The organism is Vibrio sp. D431a (genome assembly GCF_030248655.1).
In the GTDB taxonomy this organism is placed as follows: domain Bacteria; phylum Pseudomonadota; class Gammaproteobacteria; order Enterobacterales; family Vibrionaceae; genus Vibrio; species Vibrio alginolyticus.
The window spans coordinates 48,966-73,029 of sequence record NZ_JAHGAP010000016.1; the positions used below are offsets into that span (position 1 = coordinate 48,966).

The window sequence follows — 24,064 nt, forward strand, 5'->3', positions numbered from 1 at the left end:
CATCCAATCGGGTGCCGTTTTTAAATACACGAAGGTTTGTATGGCATCTCCTCGTTTTCTTGTTGGTATTGACCTTGGCACCACAAACACTGTGGTGGCGTATTGTGAAATCACCGACAACCTTGAACAATCCGAAGTATCCCTATTCGACATCGACCAATTGATTGGTCCGGGTGAAGTGGTTCGTAAACCATTGCTGCCCTCTTTTCGCTATCACCCAGCGGTTGGTCAAATCTCCCCTTCTGACCTAACACTCCCTTGGGAAAACGAACCTGTATCTGGCGACATTAGTAATGTGATCGTGGGTGAATGGGCTCGTGAATTAGGCGCTAAGGTGGAAGGACGTCAGGTATCCAGTGCTAAAAGCTGGCTATCGCACCAAGCAGTGGATCGTAGCTCAGACATTCTTCCTTGGGCTGGTGCACAAGATGTAGATAAAGTATCTCCCGTCATTGCCAGCGCAAGCTACCTCAACCACATTCGTCAAGCATGGAACTACCGTCACCCTAGCAATAAGTTAGAAGACCAAGATGTGGTTGTGACCGTTCCAGCATCGTTCGATGAAACCGCTCGTAAGCTCACGCTTGAAGCCGCGGAGTTGGCAGGCTTAAAGAAAATCGTCCTGCTCGAAGAACCACAAGCCGTATGTTACGACTGGTACGCACGCCACCAGCAAACCGCAGCTGATGAACTCAAAGAGTTACCGCTGATTCTGGTGTGTGATGTGGGCGGTGGTACTACCGACTTGAGCTTGATTGAAGCCAGTTTCTCTTCTCAAGATGAACTAGCCCTTGATCGTATTGGTGTTGGCGAACACTTAATGCTGGGCGGTGACAACCTCGACTTAGCATTAGCGCACCTTGCGGAGAGCCGCCTTTCTCAAAATAAAGGGGAACAAAGTAAGAAGCTCACTGCTGCAAGCCTGACTAAGCTGATTCAGCAAACTCGCAAAGCGAAAGAAAACTTGCTTTCAGCGAGTGCACCTGAAGAAGTGAAGATCACCATGCTGGGCAGCGGCTCGAAACTTCTTGGCGGAACAAAGAGTATTGGGCTGAGCAAACAAGAAGTGCACCAAATCGCTTTGGATGGCTTCTTCCCGCTTTCTGATTTCAGTGAAGTACCAGACAAACGCCGCAGCGCCGTTGTCGAGTTTGGTCTTCCATACGTTGCTGACCCAGCAGTGAGCAAGCACGTTGCCGAGTTCTTAACTCAGCACCAACAAGTTGCTCGTGCCGCTCTTGGCATTGAAGACGACAAACAAAATGCCATTCCGGTAGGTTTGCTACTTAACGGTGGTGTGTTCAATAGTGAACTTGTGACTGAGCGTGTCACTACCCTACTGTCCGATTGGCGCGGCGCTCCGGTTACGGTATTAGATAACCCACATCCAGATTGGTCTGTTGCACTAGGTGCTGTTGCGTTTGGTAAAGCACGTCGTGGTGCACAGCTAAAAATTGGTGGTGGCGCAGCGCGTTCTTACTTCTTGCATCTTCAAGAAAAGAACAAGATGGGCAAAGCGCTCTGTTTGCTCGCAAAAGGTACAGAAGAAGGTCATGAGATCCGCTTAAGTGGTCGTCGCTTCTCGCTTACCCTAGGTGAACCCGTTCGCTTTAACCTGCTGACTTCTACCCACGACACCTTAACCAATAACACCTCCATTCAAAACGGTGTGATGGTGGACGTTGATCCTGACTTATTTGCTCCTCTGCCGCCTTATATCACCACCCTTGAAGGTGAAGGTGCCGAACTGCAAGCCAACCAGAAAGAGCGCGTAGAAGTGCAACTGGCGTGTCAGTTGACCGAAGTCGGTACGCTTAAGATGGAATGTGTCAGCGCAGAAGACGATAGCAAACGTTGGGAGCTGGAGTTCGAAGTTCGTAACAAGCAAACCGATGACAGCGAGCAAGTTAAGCTTCACCCTAAACTGAATGAATGTAAGGAGCTGATCGCTCGCCTTTACAGCGGTAACAAGAAAAGTGCAGAAAGCAAAGAGATCAAAACCTTAGCCAAAGATCTTGAGAAGAAACTTGGCAAACGTGACGAGTGGGATTTCACGACCCTACGTCAACTGTTCGATACCTTTGCACAAGGTCGTAAGCGTCGTCGCCGTTCTGAACAACACGAGAAAAACTGGCTTCGTTTGGCAGGTTTTGCACTGCGTCCTGGCTTTGGCGATCCAACCGACTCATGGCGTATTGAGCAAGTTTGGGGTCTCTACCAACAAAACATTCAGTTTAAGAACCATCAAGGTTGGACCGACTGGTGGGTGTTCTGGCGTCGTATCGCAGGTGGCTTGAGCCAAGAGCAACAAGAGACCATCTTGGCGGACATCGCGAAATACCTACATCCTGGTGCGATGAAAAACCCACAATCCGCCAAAGCGGCACAAGATATGGGTTACGAGTCGATGGTACGTTTGTCAGCCTCTCTGGAGCATCTAGAAGTCGAAGACAAAGTTCTATTGGCAACGTGGTTCTTGAGCAAAGCCATCAACCATAACCAGTTTGAACAAGCACACTGGTGGGCAATGGGGCGCTTGGCATCACGTACGCCTTTGTATGGCAGTCAGCATAACGTCGTTCCTCGTGAACAAGCGGAACAGTGGTTGCCTAAGCTGTTAGAGCAGAACTGGCAGAAAGAGCCAATGATCGCGTTTGCAGCTGTAATGATTTGTCGTAAGACGGGCGACCGCCTATTCGATATCTCTGACGACTACCGTGAGCAAGTGCTGGCTAAGTTGAAGCAAAGCAAGGTGCCTGAATCTTGGATATCACTGGTTGAAGAAGTCAAAGAGTTATCTGAGAGCGAATCGAAGCGTATCTTCGGTGATGCACTGCCAAGCGGTCTGACGCTGGTAAACAACTAAGCTCCCATGCTTATAAACGCAACAAAGCCCTTCGAGTGAAGGGCTTTGTTTTATCTGATTCTGCTTGCTGACGATAGTCGACTCGTTAGTTCATTTCCGTATTGATTACCACATCACGCGTTTCATTATCCATATCACTGATGCCGACAACTGAGATTTCACGGTCAGATAAATTCTCAATCATGCTGTCTTCTAACCCACCGTCCGTCATCCACGCATAGAATTTTTCTGCAATACGATCCGAACCTTCCCCGACAAACGTTAATGTGACCTTCTTCATTTGTGACACTCCATCAATTTACGATTCAGCCACTTAAGCGTAGTATGTTTCACAAATATCGACATAAACTAGGACTAACTTCTTTTATGAGTATCGAAAAATTTGACGCGATTTATCAGCGCGCTGCCGAGCGTAAAGGTGGTGAAGATCAACTTGAAGCGCTTTTGTCTCATCCACTAAGCAAAGAAGAATTGGCAGCGATTCCCGACGACCGTTGGCTAGCCGCTTTTTCGATGAAGGTATTCCAAAGTGGGATTTCGTGGAGCGTGGTTCGCAACAAGTGGCCGAACTTCGAAGAAGTGTTCTTTGGGTTTAAGATTGAGCCGCTATTGATGCTGTCAGATGAGCAATGGGAAACCAAAGCAACCGACAAACGCATCATTCGCCACCTCACTAAAGTCATGTCGATTCCTGCCAACGCTCGTATGATCCACGAAGCAAAAATCGAATATGGCTCGTTTGGCAAAATGGTTGCTGATTGGCCGCAAGAGAAAATCACCGACCTATGGGCGTATTTGAAGAAACGCGGCAATCGCCTAGGCGGAAATACTGGCCCTTACACACTTCGTCAAATGGGCGTTGATACCTTTATCTTGTCTAGCGACGTGGAAGCTTACCTGCGTAATTGCAAGATCATTGAAGGTGGGAAAGATACGAAAAAATCGCTCGATGCAACCAACAAAGCGTTTGTTCAATGGCAGCAAGAAAGTGGTAGAAGCCTGTCTGAGATCAGCCAAATCATTGCGTTCAGTACCGGCGATAATCGCATTTAATCCAGACTGAACCCAAAATACAAACGGTGCACTGATCATTGGATTTAGTGCGCCGTTTTTATGTTCATTGGTTCAAGTACACACTTACTTTGAAGCCAGTGATTCCCACTCAGTCAGTAGCTGCATAATACGGTGAGAGTCTTCCCATGTTGCACAAGGTTTTTCTAACGAGGTACGCCCCTCTTCAACCGCTTGGCGAATATTGCGCACTTGATAGAAGAAAGCGTCCCCAGTTGCCGGTACAGACACTTCCCGCTTCGACGTCTCGTAAATTTCCACACTAAACTGGTTATCTTGCGTTGGTAGCCATGGGTTTGAATCTAAGGTAATACAGCCTTTGCTACCCAGAATGGTGAACTGGTGTTTCAATCCATGATCTTCGGCAGTATGTACGCTCACCGTTTGTTGCTCACCAAATTGCATCATCAAGCTCGACTCACAGATATTCCCATCATTACCTCGTCGGCCAATCGCTTTCATTGAACGGTTCTCAAAGGTTTGTTCACCCAACATGGTTTTAACCACCAAATGCACTAATGACATTGGATAGCAACCTAAGTTATACAAAGCACCTTTGCTGTCTGGATTAACAAACTGCGCAATCGACGCAATATAAGACGTATGGATGGAGCGAAGTTCACCAATCTCTCCCGATTTAAGCACCGAAACCAACTCACTGATCAATGGGTGATGCAAGTACATTAAGCCTTCAGCAAAGAACACCTTGTGCGCTTCTACGGCTTGAAGTGCCAGCTCGGTTTTTTCCATATCTACCGAAAGTGACTTTTCACACAGGATCGCTTTGCCCTGCTCAGCCGCTTTGACGATAAAGTCATGATGAAGGTGATTTGGCAATGCGATATAAATAATGTCGACTTGCTCATCAGCAATCAACGCATCGTAATCGTTGAACGTATTCTCGATGCCATATTGCTCAGCGAATGCCTGTAAGTTCTGCTCCGAACGCCCAGCAACCGCGTACAGTTCACTCTTGTCATCTCCTTGGATTGCCTCAGCCATGACTCCTGAGATAAAGCTTGTGCCTAAAATGCCCCATTTCATGTTCACGTCTCCTATTGAGCTTGGGTTTCGAATGCTTGAACTAACTCTGCCATTTCAGCCGCAATAAACGCTTGTGTATGCGGCATAGCAAAATGCGCTTCAATCGCGGCGCGGTTTTCATATCGCTCCCAAAGAATCACACGTTGTGGAGCTTTAGAATCGTAGGTCGCATTCGCTTGCAAGCACCCCGCTTCGCTTTGCATATCAAGGCAAAATTGTTCAATGGCTTCAACCACTTGTTGTCTTGGCTTATCGGCATTCATTTTCAGTTCGGCGGTAACAAAAATCGTCTCGCTCATGATGGCTCTCTTTCTCCATTCTTAATCATACGCCCACTGTAATTAACCTCATTTGATTGATAAACTCTGCTTTAGTTATTTCTTTATCAACTCTGGGTGTGCAATGGATAAATTAACAAGCATGAAAGTTTTCGCTTACGTGGTCGAACACGGCAGCTTTCGTAATGCAGCACACCACTTTGATATTTCACCGACCATGGTTGGCAAGCACATGAGCTTTCTTGAGCAAAGCTTAGGTACGCAGCTGATTCATCGCACCACGCGCAAACAGTCCTTGACCGAAGCTGGCAGACTCTACTATCAAGAGTGCCACCGCATTATTGAAGACATCACCAACGCAGAGAACCTAATCCAGACGCTGATCAACCGCCCAACTGGAACAGTAAAAGTTAACTGCCCAGTTACCTATGGTAAAAAGGTGATTGCGCCCATCGTGGCTGACTTCTTAGCAGAATTTCCCGAACTGAACGTTGAGTTAATGTTGGATAACAGTTTGATTGACCCATATCGAAGCGAAGCAGACGTGATTATTCGTATTGGTGAGTTGGTCGATTCATCGTTAGTTGCAAGAAAACTCGGGCAATACGACATGACTTACTGCGCCTCACCCTCTTATCTTAAGCTGCATGCCCCTATCCAATCGCTTGATGACCTTGAACATCATCATTGTTTGGGATTTCAGTACCACCAAGGGGAAAGCCAACAGGTGGTGAACATGCCATCTAATACCTTTGGAAACAGCAACACCCGATTAACGTCTAATAATGGTGATGTGCTTAAGTTTGCCGCGTTAAAAGGCTCTGGTGTTCTTCTTCAACCAAAGATCTTAGTTGAACAGGAAATTCAATCTGGTGCCTTGGTAGAAATTCTCCAGCAACATGCTCCCAAGCCAAAACCTATCCACCTGCTTTACCGTTCAAAACAGCTTTCCCTTAAAAACCGTACCTTGGTCGATTTTGTTCTTTCTCATGTGAATCCATAACGTCACCCCATAAAGCGGCGACAATTTAACCATTTAATTAACTTTTGTTGTCGATATGACAAATATTATTGCTTGTTAATTGTCTTTATTTTTCATGTTGTTAGTCAGAGACACCCATTAACTAGGCATAATTTATTGATTCACACCAATTGCATTGCTCTGACAAAGTGACTAGGATTGCCGCCTTTCCTGAGTGAACTATCAAAAAATATCGAGAAATTTAATCTAATTTCTCTTCCTGTTCGTGTGCAATCACAACATTTACACTCATTTCAAATTGCATAAGCACATTCCTTTGCTTATGAAAACGACATTGATTTCTCAACGCTTTTAGTCACGTATGTGGCTTTTTGGCTTGAGAGAGATTTTTATTCAAGGTAGGTCACAAGGACGCTACCCCTTGACTGCATTTACTGGAGGATAAGATGCCTAAAGGTCTAATGCTGACTGACTTAGCCATCGCTGGCTTACTATTGATTTTGGCAAAAGTCATTCGCGTTCACGCGCCATTACTACAGCGTATGTACATTCCATCGGCGGTTCTCGCAGGATTATTCGGTCTAATTTTTGGACCAGCCCTGTTAGACGTACTGCCTTGGACCGATACGTTTACCGCTAACGCAAGCCTATTAACTGCTGCACTTTTTTCTGCGTTAGGTCTGGCAACGGATGTTCCATCACCTAAAACCGTCGCACAGCGTGCTGGCTCATTGTGGGCGTTTAACCAAATCGCTTCTGTTTCTCAGTGGTTGTTTGCGGCAATGTTTGGTCTAGTTCTCACAACCTTCTTCTGGCCAGAGATTAATCCCGGCTTTGGTGTGACAATGTCTGCGGGCTTTATGGGTGGTCACGGTTCAGCCTCTGTTGTTGGTGAAATCTTCACGGGACTTGGCTGGGAAGATGGCTTCACACTTGGCTTAACCTTCGCAACCGTGGGTATCTTCATCTCGATTTCTGTCGGCATGCTCATGCTGCAATTCGCATTGAAGATGGGTTGGATTCGTAGCTTTACGACATTCGACAGCATGGACGAACACGAACGCAAAGGCCTTGTTAAGCCTGATGATCAAGAGCCGGTAATGAAAGACACCATGTCTTCCCTGTCGGTTGATTCTTTCGCGATTCACGCTGCGCTAGTGGTTGTCGTAACCGCTTTCTCTTATGTCGCCGCCAACTATTTGTCTTCTTTCCACGATAAGGTGCAGATCCCGACGTTTGTAACTGGCTTCCTTGGCGGCATGCTCGTGCGAATCGTCGCGAAACAAACGAAAGCTTCACGCTATCTTTGTGACGGTGCATTCAAACACGCTGCGGGCATCAGTACCGATTATTTGATTATCTTTGGTATCTCAGCCATCAAGATTACCGTCTTAGCCCAGTATTTAATGCCGATGGTAGTGCTTGCAATCGGCGGTATCGCCTTCACACTATGGCTAATCTTCTGGGTTGCCCCACGTATCATGGGAGAAGATTGGTTCGAGAAAGGCATTTTCTCTTGGGGTTGGTTAACCGGTACGGTTGCCATGGGTATTGCCTTGCTTCGTATTGTTGATCCAAAAATGCGTAGCAAGGTGCTTGATGATTACGCCATCGCTTATGTCCCTGGCTCAATCACTGACATCTTCATCATCTCTTTGATGCCAATCGCGATGTATAACGGCATGCACTGGCAAGCGCTTGGTGTAGGATTAGGTTACATCGCAATTGTCTTATTTATTTGGCGATTCATTTTTAAACGTAACCGCAGTGCTCTGACACACGAATCTTAGTCGCTTTACTCGGGAGGATTTTATCCTCTCGAGTTCATTCCTTGGTTTTTATCAAAATCACTCCTCATCTCGAAGATAAGCAACTTGTTTTATATTTGAGATTTGCAATCCCGATCTCTTACTATCATTCTTTTTTAATACTTGACCTGAAAGTTTCTATATCAGAATAGCCGCCTATTCGTTTCTAAAACATGGAGAAAGGCTGTGCGTCGCTCTCAAGGATTTACTCTTATTGAACTCATTGTGTGCATCATCATTCTTGGTATTGTAAGCGTCGTTGCATTTCCTAAATTTCTTGGCTTACAAAAAGATGCCAGAGTTGCGGTTCTATATGGAGCCAGAGAAGCACTCATGACCGCCAACAACTTTGTCTACACCAAAGCAGTGATTCAATCTCAAGAGACAGTAGATGGCGGCATACAATATAACATTGATCTAGATAATGACGGCCATAACGACCTAATTGGTTACTTTGGATTTATCAAAAATGTTATTCCAGCAAAAGAGCTAGCAGGCTTTGATCCGCAACTCACTATTAACACTTGGTATGGGGTAGATAGCCCAGACGAGCCCTACTTCCTTATTGGTTTTGCAAACAAGCCTGTTGGTCCAGAACATATGTGTTATGTCGAAGTTTACTACCCAGAAACTCCTGGTGGCCAAGTGAAATACAAAATACAAACTGACGATTGCTAATTCCCATATAGAGTGGCAGTAACACTTTTACTTTTGGTGTCTTCATCGTTATTGCAAGGTAATGGCTCCAAAACAACCATTAACAACTATTTCACATAATGTCGTCGCACAGTTAGCTCATAGAGATAAAACCAGTAATTTGCGCCGACACATGGCTATAATTGAAACAATCTATCGTTTTTAAACCCGCCTATAACTTGTGCTTGTAAACTCATCATTTCGCTCAATAATAGTTCTATAACAAATTCAATAATTTAAAGCGGGAGGCGTAATGAGAATATTCTGGCAGCTACGTTGGTATTTCCAACAAAAGTGGAGGCACTATGTCGGATCCATTCTGCTTTTCGCTGTGATATCAGCACTACAGCTTGTTCCGCCCAAAGCAGTTGGCATCATAGTTGACGGCGTCGTAGACAACACTTTAGATACAAATACGCTGATTCTATGGCTCTCAGGGTTAACTGTACTGATCTTTACCATTTATGGGTGTCGCATCTTATGGCGAATTTGGCTTTTCGGCGCAAGCTGGGAGCTCGGGACCATTCTACGTAACCGTCTATATAGGCATTTATCGACACAGCCACCTCGTTTTTTTGAACGTTACAAGACGGGGGATCTGATGGCTCGTGGCACTAATGATGTGCGTAATATCGTTATGACAGCCGGCGAAGGGGTTTTAACCGCCGCAGACTCTTTGATCACTGGTATTGCGGTTTTAATCATTATGGTAACGCAAGTAAGCTGGAAGCTCACCGTAATGGCGCTTCTTCCAATGCCATTTCTTGCCATCATCATCTTCTTTATTGTGCGCATCCTACATCAACGCTTTCGTGTCGCTCAGGAAGCCTTTTCTACCATGTCAGACATGACACAAGAGTCACTTAATGGCGTGCGAATGCTGCGTGCTTTCGGATTAGAAAACCAAGAGCAGCAACGTTTTGAAGAGGTTGTGGATGATACTGGCGAAAAGAACATCGCTGTTGCAAGAGTCGATGCTAGATTTGACCCGGCAATTCAGTTAACCATCGGTCTTTCTTTCCTTCTTAGTGTCGCTGCTGGTGCTTACCTTGTTGATAAAGGTGAGATCACGCTTGGTGATCTGACCGCATTTACGATGTATTTAGGGTTGATGATATGGCCGATGCTGGCATTCGCATTCCTATTTAACATTTTAGAAAGAGGCTCAGCTGCATGGAACCGACTACAAGAGATCTTTGATGAAAAGCCAGAAATTATCAGTGGTAATAAGCCAATAGAAAATAAACCACTTCCGTTAAAAATTGATATCGACGATTTCCACTGGTCTAGTGATTTACCGCCCGCTTTGACGGAAGTAAACATCGAACTTGAACCCGGAAAAATGTTGGGAGTTGCAGGGCCTGTAGGAAGCGGAAAATCGACCCTGTTAACACTACTTTTGCGTCAACATGATTTAGAAAACGGCTCAATTAAATTCGGTGATGTCGAGATCAAGGATGCCCTACTTCCACAGTGGCGAAACCGCTTTGCTGTCGTTAACCAAAGTCCGTTTCTATTCTCCAAATCTATCTTCGACAATATTGCCTTAGGCAACCCTAATGCAGAGAAAGAAGAAGTCTATAGAGCAGCAAAGTTAGCCTGTATACATGACGATATTGAGAAGTTTCCTGAAGGCTACCAAACAGAAGTTGGTGAAAAAGGCATTACACTCTCCGGCGGGCAAAAACAACGTATTGCGATAGCACGCGCTATGCTGCTGAATGCCCAAGTGTTGGTTTTGGACGATGCACTTTCCGCTGTTGATGGACGGACCGAACATCAAATCCTTAAGAATTTGGAAACACACTACCGTGATCAAGCCCTAATCGTTATTGCGCACCGCCTCACCGCTTTGGAAGCAGCAGACGAGATCATTGTATTGAATCACGGACACATTACTGAACGTGGGCAACATAGCGCTTTATTAGCGCATAAAGGCTGGTACGCCGAGATGTTCGAGTATCAGAAACTAGAGCAGGCGATGGAGGAATAATGAATGAACCAGACCAGCACGTTTAAACGGTTAATGTCTTACCCATTATCTCAACCAAAGCCAATGATTAAAGGACTCGCCTTGCTGTTTATTGCTGCGTTAGCCAGCGCTGGCGGCCCTTGGTTGATTCAATATTTCATTGATGAGCACATCGCTAAAGGTGACTATTCACAAAATGTTCTGATTTCGCTAGCAGTAGGTTATATCGCTCTTCAGATCGTATCGGCAACATTCCAGTATTTTCAGTCATTGCAATTTAGCATTGTCGCGGCTAACACGATCAAAGCGATTCGTAAGCAAGTATTTTCTGGCGTGATTAAGCAGCCGTTATCTGCGTTTGATTACACTCCTGCTGGAAAATTGGTGTCGCGAATCACCAACGATACGGAATCTTTACAGCAATTTTATGAGCTTTTGATCGCGACCGTGGTGAAAAACGTGGTCATGATTGTCGTAATGCTTGGCGTTATGTTTTTCATGAGTTGGAAGCTCACACTCGTTGTGCTTGTATTGCTGCCGATCGTCATCGGCTTTATGTACTTGTTTAAGCAGCTAAGTACAGAAAGCTACCGAAAGATGCGTGACCTATTGACCGATATAAATGCGAATCTGAGTGAATCCATTCAAGGGATGAGTGTCATCCAATTAATGCAACAAGAAGAGCGTTTTAATAAACAGTTCAACGAGCTAACCGCAGAGCATCTGGTGGCATCTAAACGAGTGATTCGGCTAAACGGCTATCTGCTAAGACCATTAATGGACTTACTCGCTGGTCTTGCGTTGCTTTGCTTGGTTGCGATCTTTGGTTTTAATGGTATTGAGTTGATTGGTGTGGGGGTACTGTATGCATTTATCAGTTATCTTGCGCGAGTTACTGAACCACTAATTGAGATGACTCAGCAACTTGCTCTACTTCAGCAGGCGTTAGTATCAAGCGAACGTGTTTTTGAATTGATTGATGCGAAAGAACAAACTTACGGGGGCGATCATCAACCATTAAGGTCAGGTGCTATCGAACTTAAAGACCTCACATTTAGCTACGATGGTAAACAGGACGTCCTAAAAGACATTTCGTTGAAGGCCAACCACCAAGACTTTATCGCGCTTGTCGGGCATACAGGAAGCGGTAAAAGCACATTAGCGTCACTGTTAATGGGCTTTTATCCAACTCAATGTGGTGAACTGCTCATAGATGGTCGTCCACTTAAAACATTAGGGAAAGACGTACTTCGCAAAGATGTGGCAATGGTTCAACAAGATCCACATATTCTCCCTGCTTCAGTCAGAGAAAACATCTCTCTCAGTCGGGCGGTTGATGACAATCAAATATGGGATGCGTTAGACAAGGTAGGTTTGGCAGAACAAATTCATCGTTACCCTAACGGGCTAGACACGCAGTTAGGTCAAGGCGAAACTAATTTATCTGCGGGTCAGAAACAGCTTTTGGCGTTAGCACGTGTGCTCGTGGTAAAACCTAAGATATTGATATTAGATGAAGCAACCGCAAATATTGACTCAGGAACAGAGGCTTTAATCCAAAAGAGCTTGGCGGTACTCAGACAAGACATGACGCTCGTTGTTATTGCTCATCGGCTTTCAACTATCCTAGATGCAGACCAAATCATTGTTCTTCATCATGGGGAGTTAGTCGAGAAAGGCACACACAAAGCACTCTTAACGCAAAATGGTCGTTATGCTCAAATGTATCAGTTACAGCAAGCAAACCGACATCTACAACAGATTGAAGAAGACACCAAGCAACTCGAAGAAGCGGTGTGATTTTATGCCCGTGCCTTCTTTTTATTTAGTTGGTATGGGCATAATTGGTGTAACTTCAAAATTTAGCCTTGTTAGCTTCCAATTTCTTCATAATGTAAACTAATTTTCTATTTCTTACCTATTATTGACATAACCCCTCGCTATATCACGCAAGGTCGTTGTAAAATCGTACGGTACTTAAGTCTACTGCCTGTGGCATTGGGCCGAATTCCGCTTTCTAATTATGCACATTAATCTCATGACACAAGTCCATGGACAAAGATAAGTTTACTAACATCTATCGCTTGCCTGGTTCGATTCAAATTCGTATCGGTAAATGGCAAAAGACGTTCCGCGGCACCTCTGATTTAGTTTTACATCAGGCGCTAATGGAGCGTAATAAGCAATTTAAGAAGCCAGACTTTTTACCTAAAGGCTGGTGTGTCACTCCTATTGATGAAAACGACATTACCATTACGCATCACGGTAAATATATCCAAACCGTTATGCGCACAATGCTGGACAGAAAGGTCTCATACAAGCGACTGTTCCTATCTCGAATGAGTCTCGAAGATGGTGAAAAAGTGCTCCACAATTACAAGCTGGAGTGGGTAAGAAAACATAACCAGATCGCCAAAAAGTACAATCAAATTAAAAAGAAACAATATATGAACTTTGCAAGAGAAGAAGAGGAAACCCTCTACCCTTCGATTCCAAAGGGTGAGTTTGACAAAACATTATGGAACAAACTTGTCGTATCATCGTTTGGTCCGCAGAAAAAGTACAAAAACCCGCACTTTGTCCGTAAAGCCGATTTCTAAATAAACACCCCTAAAGTTAGGGGTGTTTATTTATACGTTAACTCACCAGTCGTAAGTTAAACTTGCAATAACATTTTGTCGGTCGCCATACCAACAAAAGCCATCACATGTCGCTATGTACTTTTTATCCGCGATGTTTTTAGCTGCGACTTGTAACTTGTAATCGCCGATTCGATAACTGACCGTCGCATCCATTAAGAAATAACTTGGTACTTTTAGTCTCTCTTCATTGTCTCCGTATGACTCACCTGTATAGCGCGCGCCTAAGCCAACAGCAAAGCCATCAAGAGGTCCATCAAAGAAACGATAATGTGCCCAAGCTGATGATACGGTATTCGCCACTTGGGAAGATGTTTTGCCAACCCATGCCTTATTGATGTCTTCTTTTATCTCTGCATCAACGTACGCAATGTTCCCGATCAATGTTAAGGATGGTGTCACATTAGCTACAGCTTCAAACTCAACGCCGTTATTTTCTATTTTTCCTATTTGCGTTAATTCACTCAAGTAGATACGAGCCAAGTTTTCTTTTGTTGCCCGATACGTTGCAATATTGAAATAACCATCAAATGAATCCGGTTGGTATTTCATACCGATTTCAAATTGATCACCGCTTTCAGGCTTCGCTGGCTTACCATTGCTGTCTTCTTGAATAATTGGATCAAAGTACTGAGAGTAACTAAAGTATGGCGTGAAGCCAGAATCAGAAATATAAGCCGTTCCCACGCTAAACGTCCACTCTCCATTATCGACTTTCGTGCGAGCACCCGTGGTAACATTATGTACTTCATTACTTGTATCGTCGTAACGTGCGCCCAATAACATCGCCCATTTATCGTTGATCAGCATATGATCTTGAAAGTAGACGCCGAGCTGCTGATTATCGATTTTCGTTCTTTGTTTATCGGTTTCGCTCAATGGTTGTAGCGTATTCGGATCGAGTAACATTATGTTATCCGAATAAGTAGGATTAAATATATTAAACCTAGGATCGGGCAAAGCTCCCATTGGTGTGTTTAATAATGCATTACCATTAGCAACGATAGGGTCATTGGCAAAATCTTTACCATCGATACTGATCATTTGAAAATCTATGCCCAACATCAAGTTATGCTCAACACTTCCCCAATTTACTTGGTGCATCAAACGATTATCGATATTAAAAGCATCAGATGACCCATCTTCTGTTGAAGCACCCCGAAGTATGGTTTTGCGTTCATTTGATGGGTCCAAAGCCGGCCCCAACGCAGGCACGTCAGCCGAGTAAACGTACGAATACATTTGTCTTAGCTTAACATCCATTTCGCTGTAACGAGCTGCTTGAACAAATGAAGTGGTATCATTAAATGCATGAGAAAACTCATAGCCTAAAGACACCTGCTCACGCTCAAACGTCTCCCAGTTAGGATTGCCTATCGCTAAACTATCACTGATCTTTCCATTTTCGTTTGGCGTTAACGTTCCTTCAACTGGCAAAAATTGCAGATAAGGATCTGAGTCGTCTTTTTGATAGCTCGTTAGAAAGGTAATTTCAGACGTCTCATTAAATTTGTACGTCATCGATGGAGAGAGAAGAATGCGCTCTGCTTCTACCCCACTAATTCTCGTCCCATTTTTTCTCGCTAACCCTTGAAAGCGGAAAGCTAACTGCTCACTCACCTCAGAGTTTACGTCAAGAGAAAGTTGTTTACGGTCTTCAGAACCGTACTCCAAAGATACAAGTCCTGACCCCCCATCAAATTGAGGTCGCTTACTGACAACATTGATAACCCCACCTGGAGGGTTTTGCCCATAAAGAACAGACGCTGCACCACGTAAAACTTCAACCCTCTCTAACGCAAACGGATCTATTTGCCAACTATAGAAGCCAGAAGAATATAAACGGGTACCATCTTGATACAACCCGCTGTTCGCTTGTTTAAAACCACGAATAATAAACCAATCTTGCTTGTTATCTTCGCCGAAATAATTAGTTTGAATGCTTGGTGTGTACTGTAGTGCGTCAGAAATGCTAATAGAGGCACGATCATCCATTTGCTCTCGCGTAACAACAGACACCGCTCTTGGAGTCTCATTGATAGCAATATCAGTTTTCGTCGCTGCCCGACTCTTCGCTCCGAGATAACTAAAATCTGGACCAACTGCACTGTCTTGCTGCTGTCCAATCACAACTATATTTTCATCTTCCTGAGCCAAGACATTTGGCGTTGATACAGCTAATACAACCGCCATCGACGTTGGTGTCAGCATAAACTGCCGAGTCATATTCTCTCCTTTTTGTCGGCAGCCAAACCAACCCTTCATGACTTCAGCGACCGCTGAAAGAAAAGCGAGTTACGGCATCGCCAGTTGTTTCCGTAAAAGACAAACCAGAGGTTTTGCATAAAGCACTCGCATAGGTTACGAATGCCACTACGAGTGCTTATTTGTATAAGTACTTTCTTGGTTGAGGCTTAGCTCATTTCTATAAGCGGCGTAAACCCCACATTAAATACAAACCGCCAATGAGAGACGCCATAAGCCCTGTTGGTATTTCTTGCGGGTAAAGGATCTGTCGTCCCAACCAATCAGCCAACAACATCACCCCTGCCCCCAGTATCGCGGCGCATAACATGTGTTGTGACGCTTTGTTAAAACCAAATAAGCGAGCTAAATGCGGAGCCAACAACCCAACAAAGCTAATCGGGCCAACAACCAATGTCGCACTGACCGTGAGACAAGCAACTAAAAGAAGCAGTATTGCGCGTGAACGATCAACTCGAATTCCAAGTGCTTTAGAGGAAGCGGCACCGACAGGAAGAATATCTAGCCATCTTACGCAGAGAAAACTCAACCCTATAAAGACAAGCGCAGATAAAGACAATGGGAGTAACGTTTCAACCGAGACATAGTAGGTAGACCCAGACAACCAAGCCAATGCTTGATAACTTCTTGGGTCACCAGTGGCTAGAATAAAGCTCTGTATTGCGTTCATCAGTGCGGTTATCGCAATACCAGTCAACAAAATACGCTCCGGCTGAAAGCCTGACTTACGGTTTAGCAGCACAATGACTAATACCGTCGCTAATGCGCCTACGAGCCCGCCTAGAGAAAGAGTGAAAATTGACGAACCAAACCCAGTAAACATCGCGATGATCAATCCCATCGCTGTCCCTGAACTGATACCGATCACTTCAGGACTTGCCATTGGGTTTCCACTTAGGCGTTGAATCATGGTTCCAGCAATCGCTAACATTGCCCCCGCAATTGCTGCTGCAAATAATCTAGGTGCGCGCCATTCCAAAAAAATCCAATTTTGGCTAGCAAATAAGTTTGTCCACCCTTCATTTTGCACAGCAACCGTGGCAAAAAGAACAACAGAAATTAACGTGCCGATCAACGCCAATGAGATCGCTTTAGGGTTTAGCTTATAAACATGTTGACGGTGTCGAGTTAACACTGTTTGAGTATGGCCCTGCGTCTTTTGTGATAAACGAGGTAATAGCCATAACAGTAACGGAGCGCCCAATGCAGCCGTTGCTGCTCCCGTTGGTATAAAACTCGCCATTAGCCCTGGCAGTTGCTGAATAACCAAATCGGTTAAAGTCAATAACATGGCACCAATAAGCATTGATACCCAAAGCTTATGCTGGACTTTATTGATACCTATCAATCGAGTAATTGCTGGCGCCGCTAACCCGATGAAACCGATGATTCCTACGGCAGAAACCACCCAAGAAGTGATTAACACCGCAAGCCCAAGACAGACAAAACGCAACTTAGCTAGCGAGACACCTAAACTCTTGGCACCTTGCTCGGAGAGTTCCAACAGACTTAACGGCTTTGCAATCACAAATGCAACGACCGTAGCAAGTGCGATTCGAGGGGCAAGATACGAGAAATCTCCCCATCCACTCTGAACAAGCGAACCGGCTCCCCATATCATTAACCCATTCAGCTTTTCGGTATTCATCATCAGAATAACCGTACTTAATGATGCAAAGTACAGGTTTATCACTAACCCAGAAACGACGACAACCGTTGGAGATAACGCTCGTCGCCATGACAACAGCATCACCAACCCCATCGATATCACACCGCCGATGAGAGCAACCAAATTAGGCGCGATATCCAACATCCAAGGTGCGAATAGCGTAGCTAACATCAAAGCAAAACTTGAACCGCTCGCCACACCAAGTGTCGTGGGTGAAGCGAGAGGGTTACGCAGCACTTGCTGCATCAATACCCCAGCAACCGCTAATCCAGCACCAGATATAATCGTGGTGAAGACTCGAGGCCACCAGCTAAAGTGAAGTAAAACAGAATCGATAGATTGAAAGTTAGGCTCCCATAAACTGCTTAGAGCTAACGAAAATGAGCTTACTTGGTACAATTGGAAAGCACCAATAGAAAAGGTAAATGCCGAAAGTAACACCACAAAGCTTAAAGGCATCGTTTTCATTGTGTTAACTCCTCGACCTTACTCGCCGTAACTAACTCTGCGAAACGGAGGGCTGAAGGCATAGAACCAAAACTCCAAACGGGCGCGACTTGCATGACCTTTTCACCAGATTGTTGAACAACATATTGCCAAAATGGGTCTTGAGAGAGCTGCTCCGCTCCACCATAAGGTAATGGCTCTACGATAACGATTTGAGCTTTTATGCCAGCTAACTTGTCGATGCCAACTAGGCTGAAGCCCCAGCTATTCGTCTTTTCATTCCATGCATTACTCAGCCCAATCTTTTCGATAGCCTGGGAGTAAAGACTATTTTGACCAAAAACACGTACGTGCTTTGTATCCATAAACTGAATCATTAGAAGTGGCGGCTGGCCTTTATTTATACGCTGTTTTAATAAAGACAAACGTTTTTCATATTGTTGGATAAGCGCCTCTGCTTCCGCCTCTCTTCCCAGCTCTTCACCAAACCTCCGAGTGAAACTGGTAAGTACCGACCAATCCGTAATCCCGCTTTCATATAAGTCAATGGTGGTAACCGGGGCGATATCAACTAAGCGATGCTTCATTGAGGAGAAGTACGGGGCAATAAAAATACGATCAGGTCTGAGCTCGTAAATGCGCTCTATATTGGGTTGAGTTCTTAACCCTACATCCTTCGTTTGAGGTGGTAACGGTGGCGATTTTACCCAAGCATCGTAATCTTGCCCTTGAGCAACGCCTACAGGTACGACCCCTAAAGCCAACATCGTTTCAGTTTGTGTCCAATCAACCGACATCACCCGAGGTGATGCGTCAGCTAGTGCTTGAAAAGAACTGACCAAAAGCGCACTAAGTGAGAGAGCGAAAGAGAAATGTTTAAGTCGAGTGTTTGTACTACTCATTATTCCAACCTTTAGCTTGGCATCGCCACCGGATAACCCGCAGGGTGGTCAGAGATCATCATCTCTATCCCATATATGTCCCTCAACTTAGGTTCAGTAAACACCTGTTCAACATTGCCTTGTGCAATCAAATCACCTTGATGTAATGCAACGATGTAGTCGCAAAATCGTGCAGCCAAGTTGATGTCGTGTAATACGATAATAACGCCCAAACCCAGTTCTTGACTGAGTTTAGAGATAAGCTTCAACATATCGACTTGATGGCTGATATCTAGCGCAGACAAAGGCTCATCAAGAAGCAAATACTCGGTTTTTTGGGCTAACAGCATAGCTAGCCACACACGTTGACGCTCTCCTCCAGATAACGTGTCCACTAAGCGATCTGCGTATTTTAGTGTGCCTGTCATCGCCATTGCTTCTTCAACAATGTCGTGATCTTTCTTACTCAAACGTCCAAGTAAACCATGCCATGGATAACGACCAAAACCGACTAAATCTCGACCTAAAATACTGTCGGTCACTGGAAGATGCTGAGGCAAGTAGGCAATGTGTTGGGCAAACTTTTTCGCTGAGAGATCGTTAATGCTCGTTCCATGCAGAACCACGTCACCAGCGGTGTATGGCTGTTGCTGTGCCAGCAACTTTAACAATGTGGATTTTCCTGAACCATTGTGTCCAACAAGAGCGTATGTTTTTCCGGGTTCAAATGTCACATCAAACGCTTTTAGCAATGACTTGCCTTCAATCTCAAACTGGAGTGCTTTAGCTTCCAACATCCCTACTTCACCTAATAGCCATTTACGAATAACAGTTATTCAAAGCTCTCATTCGTTGATCACGTTTGCCGTTCTTATTCAACAGAACGATTAATAAGGGAGGTTTTATATAACAACAAAGATACAAATGCAAACCGTTGTCATTATCATTACATCAACAAAATCATTGAGAGAATTGCTAAGTGTTAGTGATAATTTGCTCTGCTGAACTTCATTAGTAAATTATAGGCAGGTCAACGAGAGCAGCGGTCTCCCACTGCTCTCGCATAAATTTGAACGAATACTGCAGCGTATGAAGAAATGAAAAATGCCGCAGTGAATACATTAATGACGAGCGTCAGCGCCAAACTCTACTTCTTTATAGATATCGGCCAGCGACTTTTTACCTTGTTTGTCTTTGGCTGAACGCTTTTTCTTAGTTTGATAATGGTATTCTTGCTCCTGAAGTGCTTGTTCGTGCTCTTTTGCTGACTCAACAAACTCAGGATTTGCAAGTGCTTGTTGGCGTAAGCGGTTTACTCTTTCAAGGGTTTCCCACAACATACTTCACCTCCAAACTTATTACTGTATATAAAAACAGTATTGTTTAAATATTCCTCCTCGTCAACATTTCAACTTTGTTACTGCTCTTCACATTAACCCCAAGCCTGTATAGTGCTCAGGATATTTGTGGATGATTTGCTTTATATAACCTTGATGCTCTCGCAGAGCATCAACACATTCTCGAGATAACCATCCCTGATATACCCATTTTTCAAGTTCTAACAATGCGTATGGGATGGACCACGCTTGTCTGTACGGATGGTGCGTCGTCATAAAATCAAAGGCATTCGCGACAGCCGTAATTTGCGCGGCGATTGGTATATCATCACTGGTTAAACCATACGGATAACCAGTGCCATTTAAATTTTCGTACTGATAAATAATCATCTGCAAAAACAAAGTCACACTCGGGTGAACCGGATTTCCGATACGGGCAACTATGTCATCCGCTGAATCGATACAACGCTCAATATGTTGAATCAATATCGCCTCTTGTTCTTGAGAGTAATTTGTTCGGCGGCTAGCAATTTCAACTGGCAGCTGACTATCACCGAGCGCATGGAACTGAGCAAAAATACCAATATCTTCGACCATTTCGTCATTCAGGTGATAACGATCCGCTAACTGCGTTGCGATAATTTGACTGTAGTACTTCATGCGTTTGGTATGCGCGTAATACTCAGGTGAATAGCCTGGCATCATACATTGCATTCGGTTAGCTAGCGTTTCTATCGCATTGACTACTTGAGTTTCTGATTCAACCGCAAATCGAATCATTTCGAAATAAGGTTTAAGACCATTCAGCGCTTCTAAACTAAACGCATCACGTTGAGTGGAGTTCAAAAATACAAAACCAGTAAAAGCTTTATTGTCATAACAAGGAATAGCAGCCGACGACTGATATCCGTGTTTGAGTAAAATTTGAACCCGAGGACAGTGCTTAATATCATGAAGGTCTTCGACGATACGAGGAACCGCGTTTTTAGAGGCAATATTGAGGTGGTGGAGTTTACGGAATGCTGATTCGTGATGGGCTAAACACCAAGTGTCGAACTCACTTTCTGCAAATGATTTGAGCACATCTTGGTCTGGGTGATATTTTGCAAATGACACCCTATCAATACATGGCAAGTGCACCTGCATCCTGCCTTTTAGCGTTTGCAGTTGCTCGTTAAGCGGTTTTGCAAACGGGTAAAAACTCCGGTGCGCCATGCTTCACCTCCACACCAAAGCAGAGAAACAAGAAAAGCTCATTGTGTTGCAAATTCAATGGTATTTTGAGCGGTTTTCTCCACTTAAATTATCGATATACCACAACTTAAGTGTACGAAATAAAAGCACATTTCTACCAATTTTTTCACCGGATATCTTACGGTAATTTGATCCAGATTAAAAAAGCCAACGAGCGAAACTCGTTGGCCTAACAATACTGATTGATTACGATGGATTCAGTAACTAGAAGTTATTCAAAGAACGTTCTAAACAACTAGCCTAGAGCAGGAAGAACACCCAGCGTAATTAACACCTGAGCGAATACGATGCCAGTGCCAGCGATGCCCGTTATCACTAACGCACCTTGACCACCTGCGACGCGGTACTCCCCAGTAAAATCATCCGATTTACGAACCTTGATCACCATAACCAAAGGCAAAAAGATGGCTAAAATCGCTAAGGCAATCGCTGCATAGCCCAAAGCCATAATAAAGCCTTGAGGATAGAAAAGTGCGAAGCCTAGCGGTGGAGTAAACGTCACTAGTGCCGCAATCAAACGATTAGGCTTATCGTTACTTCCTTTGATGGTATCACCCAAAAATTCGAATAGACCCAAACTCACGCCAAGGAACGATGTCAACAATGCCAGGTCAGCAAACACACCAACAATGCTACCCAAATTTGATTGGTGTACTGTCTGAGATAGTTGACCAATCAGTGCGCTCAACCCTCCGTTCTCAACAAGCGTACTTTGGCTAACCACACCCAACGTCACGATTTGCCAAAAGATATAAATAACGAGTGGAATCGTCGAACCAATAATAACGGCTTTGCGTAAAGAAGAAGTGTCACCGTCTAAGTAATTCACAATTGCAGGTATACTTCCGTGGAAACCAAACGAAGTAAAGATCACCGGAATCGCCGCTACAACAAGGCCTTGTTCGATTGGCATACTTAACAAGTAAGATTCCGTAACGTTTGGAGCAAGAAAAGAAAGCACCGCAACCATCGCAATGAGCTTCATCGCGAACAGAACTCGGTTTACTTTATCGACCGTACCGGTACCCACTGTCACAACTAAAGTCACAATCAAGGTAAAGATTATCGTTGATGTAGGCCCTGAAATATCGAGGTCAAACCATTGTGCAAGGCGGTCTCCGAACTGAGCACCACCGCCAGCGATATACGCTGCACATAATGAGTAGAAAAGAAACAACATCGCAAAACTTGCCACCCACTTGCCTTTTTGACCTAGGATCTGTTTCGCCAAAGTATGAAGTGTAGCACTACTCTCCGCATGTTGATGAAGCTCAAGCATAAGCAAGGCAGTGAAAGCCATCAGAGCCCATAAGCCTAGCATGATGATAATAGAAGTTGAAAAACCAATGCCGGCAGAGGCAAGTGGAAGCGCTAGCATACCAGCGCCTATTGTAGTGCCCGCAATAATTAGCGTACTACCGAATACTTTAGAACGACTCATTGTATATTAATCTTTACACTTTATTAGAAATTATCAGTATTAGATCGGGCAACGGCGGACCGAAACCAACACCATATTTGTATTGCCGTCGATATTGTAGGATCTTTAGCAGAAGATCAAGCAAAGTGTAAGGATAAAAAACCACACATGTAAACTATAATTTACACCTTGCTGATATTTAACAATAACTGTGTGCATTCTTCCCTGTTCATGAACTTGGGAACAGGGTAATTCCAGTGCGCCTCTTTCAGAATTAAATCAACAAGCGCATCAGCATCTTCACGTTGAATGAGCGCACTGGTTTGCTCAATATCAATAGTTGAAAACAAGGACTCCAGATTCGCCAAAAAATGCTGAGCACTTGCGTTACCTAACTGCCCCTCGGCCGTCAACTCATCGAGCTTTCTTAGTTGAGGCTCAATCTCTGATAATGAAAAGCGCAGCACAGGCAACAAGGCTAATCCGTTTGCCATACCATGAGGTATTCCATATCTCGCACCGAATGTGTGAGCAAAGGCATGAACATAACCCAAACTCGCTTTGGTAAATGCTAAACCCGCGTAATAGGATGCCATAGACATTTTATGACGAGCTTCGACATCATCCCCTTGCATCACAGCCCTAGGAAGATATTTAAAAATGAGTTTAATAGCGGCAACCGAATAAGCCATCGTTTCTTGAGTAGCGTTTTTCGATACATAGGCCTCAATAGCGTGGGTTAATGCATCAACGCCAGTATCAGCCGTGATCTTAGGAGGTAAACCAATCATTAAATTCGCATCTAAAGCTGCCATTAGTGGCACCAACTTTGGATCCATTAAAGGGGTTTTAATGTGTGAGGAGGGATCTGACACGACCGCAGCGATAGTAACTTCACTTCCGGTTCCAGCCGTTGTTGGAATAGCAAAAAGCGGTGCTGGCATTCGCCATACCTTCAATAGTCCAGCTAATTTTTTTATTGGCCGTTTATTGGTAACTTTCGCAGCAATAACTTTTGCACAATCCATTGCAGAGCCGCCACCCAAAGCTAATATGCCCTCACAATGAAAACGATGATAAGCCTCTAGACCGCTCTCAATCTGATCATAGGTAGGATCGGGCTTAACTTGCGAGAAAACATCTAACTGTAAATCGAGTTGTGCTGCTGCCTCAAGCACCTTATCTACAATACCGGCTTGGACTAACCCTTCGTCGGTTACTAACAAAACGCGTTTAAATCCCAGCTCGGCCATCGATTCTAATAGCTCATTCATCGAACCAGGGCCGGAAAACAAGGTTGGTCTCGGCATAGGAAGGATAAGGGCTGCTATTTTTAACCCTGCGGTGTAAGTCCGATATAAACGATGCTTCAACATACGAAATCCTTTTCATTTAGAGCTATCATTCTAGCTACTTTTACCACCTATGCTTACTT

Annotated in this window: 19 protein-coding genes; 8 read left to right on the top strand and 11 right to left on the bottom strand. The window is 44.4% G+C overall.

From position 1 onward, the window contains the following. The first annotated feature begins 40 nt into the window (after positions 1–40). Complete coding sequence (locus tag KJB35_RS15110) at positions 41–2,866, top strand: Hsp70 family protein (protein WP_025766688.1); 2,826 nt, start codon at positions 41–43, stop codon at positions 2,864–2,866. Positions 2,867–2,951: 85 nt separating this feature from the next. On the opposite strand, the gene KJB35_RS15115 is transcribed toward KJB35_RS15110, so the two are convergent. Beyond that, positions 2,952–3,146, bottom strand: coding sequence for a hypothetical protein (locus tag KJB35_RS15115; RefSeq protein ID WP_005377692.1), 195 nt, complete (start codon positions 3,144–3,146; stop codon positions 2,952–2,954). An 86-nt stretch (positions 3,147–3,232) separates the two neighbouring features. Between KJB35_RS15115 and KJB35_RS15120 the strand changes: the two genes are divergently transcribed. After that, positions 3,233–3,919 (top strand): DNA-3-methyladenine glycosylase I, encoded by a 687-nt coding sequence (locus tag KJB35_RS15120; RefSeq protein WP_005377694.1) that lies wholly within the window; start codon positions 3,233–3,235, stop codon positions 3,917–3,919. An 84-nt stretch (positions 3,920–4,003) separates the two neighbouring features. On the opposite strand, the gene KJB35_RS15125 is transcribed toward KJB35_RS15120, so the two are convergent. Together KJB35_RS15125 and KJB35_RS15130 are read right to left on the bottom strand one after the other, a co-directional pair. After that, positions 4,004–4,981, bottom strand: coding sequence for a Gfo/Idh/MocA family protein (locus tag KJB35_RS15125; protein ID WP_025766690.1), 978 nt, complete (start codon positions 4,979–4,981; stop codon positions 4,004–4,006). 11 nt (positions 4,982–4,992) lie between these two features. After that, positions 4,993–5,280, bottom strand: coding sequence for a putative quinol monooxygenase (locus KJB35_RS15130; RefSeq protein WP_025766691.1), 288 nt, complete (start codon positions 5,278–5,280; stop codon positions 4,993–4,995). 103 nt (positions 5,281–5,383) lie between these two features. On the opposite strand from KJB35_RS15130, the gene KJB35_RS15135 reads away from it, so the two are divergent. The 6 genes from KJB35_RS15135 (at position 5,384) to KJB35_RS15160 (ending at position 13,317) form a co-directional block, all read left to right on the top strand. Continuing rightward, positions 5,384–6,262, top strand: a complete 879-nt coding sequence (locus tag KJB35_RS15135; protein ID WP_025766692.1) for a LysR family transcriptional regulator — start codon at positions 5,384–5,386, stop codon at positions 6,260–6,262. A 425-nt stretch (positions 6,263–6,687) separates the two neighbouring features. Then, positions 6,688–8,031, top strand: a complete 1,344-nt coding sequence (locus tag KJB35_RS15140) for a sodium/glutamate symporter (protein ID WP_213866544.1) — start codon at positions 6,688–6,690, stop codon at positions 8,029–8,031. Positions 8,032–8,235: 204 nt separating this feature from the next. Continuing rightward, positions 8,236–8,727 carry a type II secretion system protein gene (locus tag KJB35_RS15145; RefSeq protein WP_005377704.1) on the top strand — a complete coding sequence of 164 codons (492 nt, stop codon included), beginning with the start codon at positions 8,236–8,238 and terminating at the stop codon, positions 8,725–8,727. Between the two features lie 271 nt (positions 8,728–8,998). Continuing rightward, positions 8,999–10,738 (top strand): ABC transporter transmembrane domain-containing protein, encoded by a 1,740-nt coding sequence (locus KJB35_RS15150; RefSeq protein WP_005389070.1) that lies wholly within the window; start codon positions 8,999–9,001, stop codon positions 10,736–10,738. 3 nt (positions 10,739–10,741) lie between these two features. Beyond that, positions 10,742–12,517: an ABC transporter transmembrane domain-containing protein gene (locus KJB35_RS15155; protein ID WP_169644495.1), complete on the top strand. Its 1,776-nt coding sequence runs from the start codon at positions 10,742–10,744 to the stop codon at positions 12,515–12,517. A gap of 251 nt (positions 12,518–12,768) precedes the next feature. Then, positions 12,769–13,317 (top strand): hypothetical protein, encoded by a 549-nt coding sequence (locus KJB35_RS15160; protein ID WP_005377712.1) that lies wholly within the window; start codon positions 12,769–12,771, stop codon positions 13,315–13,317. Between the two features lie 42 nt (positions 13,318–13,359). On the opposite strand, the gene KJB35_RS15165 is transcribed toward KJB35_RS15160, so the two are convergent. From KJB35_RS15165 to KJB35_RS15200, 8 genes are all read right to left on the bottom strand, one after another. Then, a complete protein-coding gene (locus KJB35_RS15165) occupies positions 13,360–15,582 on the bottom strand; it encodes a TonB-dependent siderophore receptor (RefSeq protein WP_213907947.1) in 2,223 nt (740 codons plus the stop codon). Positions 15,583–15,781: 199 nt separating this feature from the next. Beyond that, positions 15,782–17,758 carry a Fe(3+)-hydroxamate ABC transporter permease FhuB gene (gene fhuB, locus KJB35_RS15170; protein ID WP_213907945.1) on the bottom strand — a complete coding sequence of 659 codons (1,977 nt, stop codon included), beginning with the start codon at positions 17,756–17,758 and terminating at the stop codon, positions 15,782–15,784. After that, on the bottom strand, positions 17,755–18,639 hold the full coding sequence (locus KJB35_RS15175) for an iron-siderophore ABC transporter substrate-binding protein (RefSeq protein ID WP_005377718.1): 885 nt from the start codon (positions 18,637–18,639) through the stop codon (positions 17,755–17,757). Before KJB35_RS15175 ends, fhuB begins: the two co-directional genes overlap by 4 nt. Before the next feature lie 11 nt (positions 18,640–18,650). Then, positions 18,651–19,415: an ABC transporter ATP-binding protein gene (locus KJB35_RS15180; RefSeq protein WP_005377721.1), complete on the bottom strand. Its 765-nt coding sequence runs from the start codon at positions 19,413–19,415 to the stop codon at positions 18,651–18,653. Between the two features lie 324 nt (positions 19,416–19,739). Then, on the bottom strand, positions 19,740–19,958 hold the full coding sequence (locus KJB35_RS15185) for a hypothetical protein (protein ID WP_005377723.1): 219 nt from the start codon (positions 19,956–19,958) through the stop codon (positions 19,740–19,742). Between the two features lie 87 nt (positions 19,959–20,045). Beyond that, positions 20,046–21,170 (bottom strand): HD-GYP domain-containing protein, encoded by a 1,125-nt coding sequence (locus KJB35_RS15190; RefSeq protein ID WP_017634025.1) that lies wholly within the window; start codon positions 21,168–21,170, stop codon positions 20,046–20,048. A gap of 274 nt (positions 21,171–21,444) precedes the next feature. Continuing rightward, a complete protein-coding gene (locus KJB35_RS15195; RefSeq protein WP_033905238.1) occupies positions 21,445–22,650 on the bottom strand; it encodes an aromatic amino acid transport family protein in 1,206 nt (401 codons plus the stop codon). A gap of 161 nt (positions 22,651–22,811) precedes the next feature. Next, positions 22,812–24,005, bottom strand: coding sequence for an iron-containing alcohol dehydrogenase (locus KJB35_RS15200; RefSeq protein WP_285358169.1), 1,194 nt, complete (start codon positions 24,003–24,005; stop codon positions 22,812–22,814). Positions 24,006–24,064: the final 59 nt, after the last annotated feature.

Bases quoted from the DNA above. Each gene is read 5' to 3' on its own strand.
- KJB35_RS15110 (WP_025766688.1), top strand. From the start codon at position 41: ATGGCATCTCCTCGTTTTCTTGTTGGTATTGACCTTGGCACCACAAAC.
- KJB35_RS15115 (WP_005377692.1), bottom strand. From the start codon at position 3,146: ATGAAGAAGGTCACATTAACGTTTGTCGGGGAAGGTTCGGATCGTATT.
- KJB35_RS15120 (WP_005377694.1), top strand. From the start codon at position 3,233: ATGAGTATCGAAAAATTTGACGCGATTTATCAGCGCGCTGCCGAGCGT.
- KJB35_RS15125 (WP_025766690.1), bottom strand. From the start codon at position 4,981: ATGAAATGGGGCATTTTAGGCACAAGCTTTATCTCAGGAGTCATGGCT.
- KJB35_RS15130 (WP_025766691.1), bottom strand. From the start codon at position 5,280: ATGAGCGAGACGATTTTTGTTACCGCCGAACTGAAAATGAATGCCGAT.
- KJB35_RS15135 (WP_025766692.1), top strand. From the start codon at position 5,384: ATGGATAAATTAACAAGCATGAAAGTTTTCGCTTACGTGGTCGAACAC.
- KJB35_RS15140 (WP_213866544.1), top strand. From the start codon at position 6,688: ATGCCTAAAGGTCTAATGCTGACTGACTTAGCCATCGCTGGCTTACTA.
- KJB35_RS15150 (WP_005389070.1), top strand. From the start codon at position 8,999: ATGAGAATATTCTGGCAGCTACGTTGGTATTTCCAACAAAAGTGGAGG.
- KJB35_RS15155 (WP_169644495.1), top strand. From the start codon at position 10,742: ATGAACCAGACCAGCACGTTTAAACGGTTAATGTCTTACCCATTATCT.
- KJB35_RS15160 (WP_005377712.1), top strand. From the start codon at position 12,769: ATGGACAAAGATAAGTTTACTAACATCTATCGCTTGCCTGGTTCGATT.
- KJB35_RS15165 (WP_213907947.1), bottom strand. From the start codon at position 15,582: ATGACTCGGCAGTTTATGCTGACACCAACGTCGATGGCGGTTGTATTA.
- fhuB (WP_213907945.1), bottom strand. From the start codon at position 17,758: ATGAAAACGATGCCTTTAAGCTTTGTGGTGTTACTTTCGGCATTTACC.
- KJB35_RS15175 (WP_005377718.1), bottom strand. From the start codon at position 18,639: ATGAGTAGTACAAACACTCGACTTAAACATTTCTCTTTCGCTCTCTCA.
- KJB35_RS15180 (WP_005377721.1), bottom strand. From the start codon at position 19,415: ATGTTGGAAGCTAAAGCACTCCAGTTTGAGATTGAAGGCAAGTCATTG.
- KJB35_RS15185 (WP_005377723.1), bottom strand. From the start codon at position 19,958: ATGTTGTGGGAAACCCTTGAAAGAGTAAACCGCTTACGCCAACAAGCA.
- KJB35_RS15190 (WP_017634025.1), bottom strand. From the start codon at position 21,170: ATGGCGCACCGGAGTTTTTACCCGTTTGCAAAACCGCTTAACGAGCAA.
- KJB35_RS15195 (WP_033905238.1), bottom strand. From the start codon at position 22,650: ATGAGTCGTTCTAAAGTATTCGGTAGTACGCTAATTATTGCGGGCACT.
- KJB35_RS15200 (WP_285358169.1), bottom strand. From the start codon at position 24,005: ATGTTGAAGCATCGTTTATATCGGACTTACACCGCAGGGTTAAAAATA.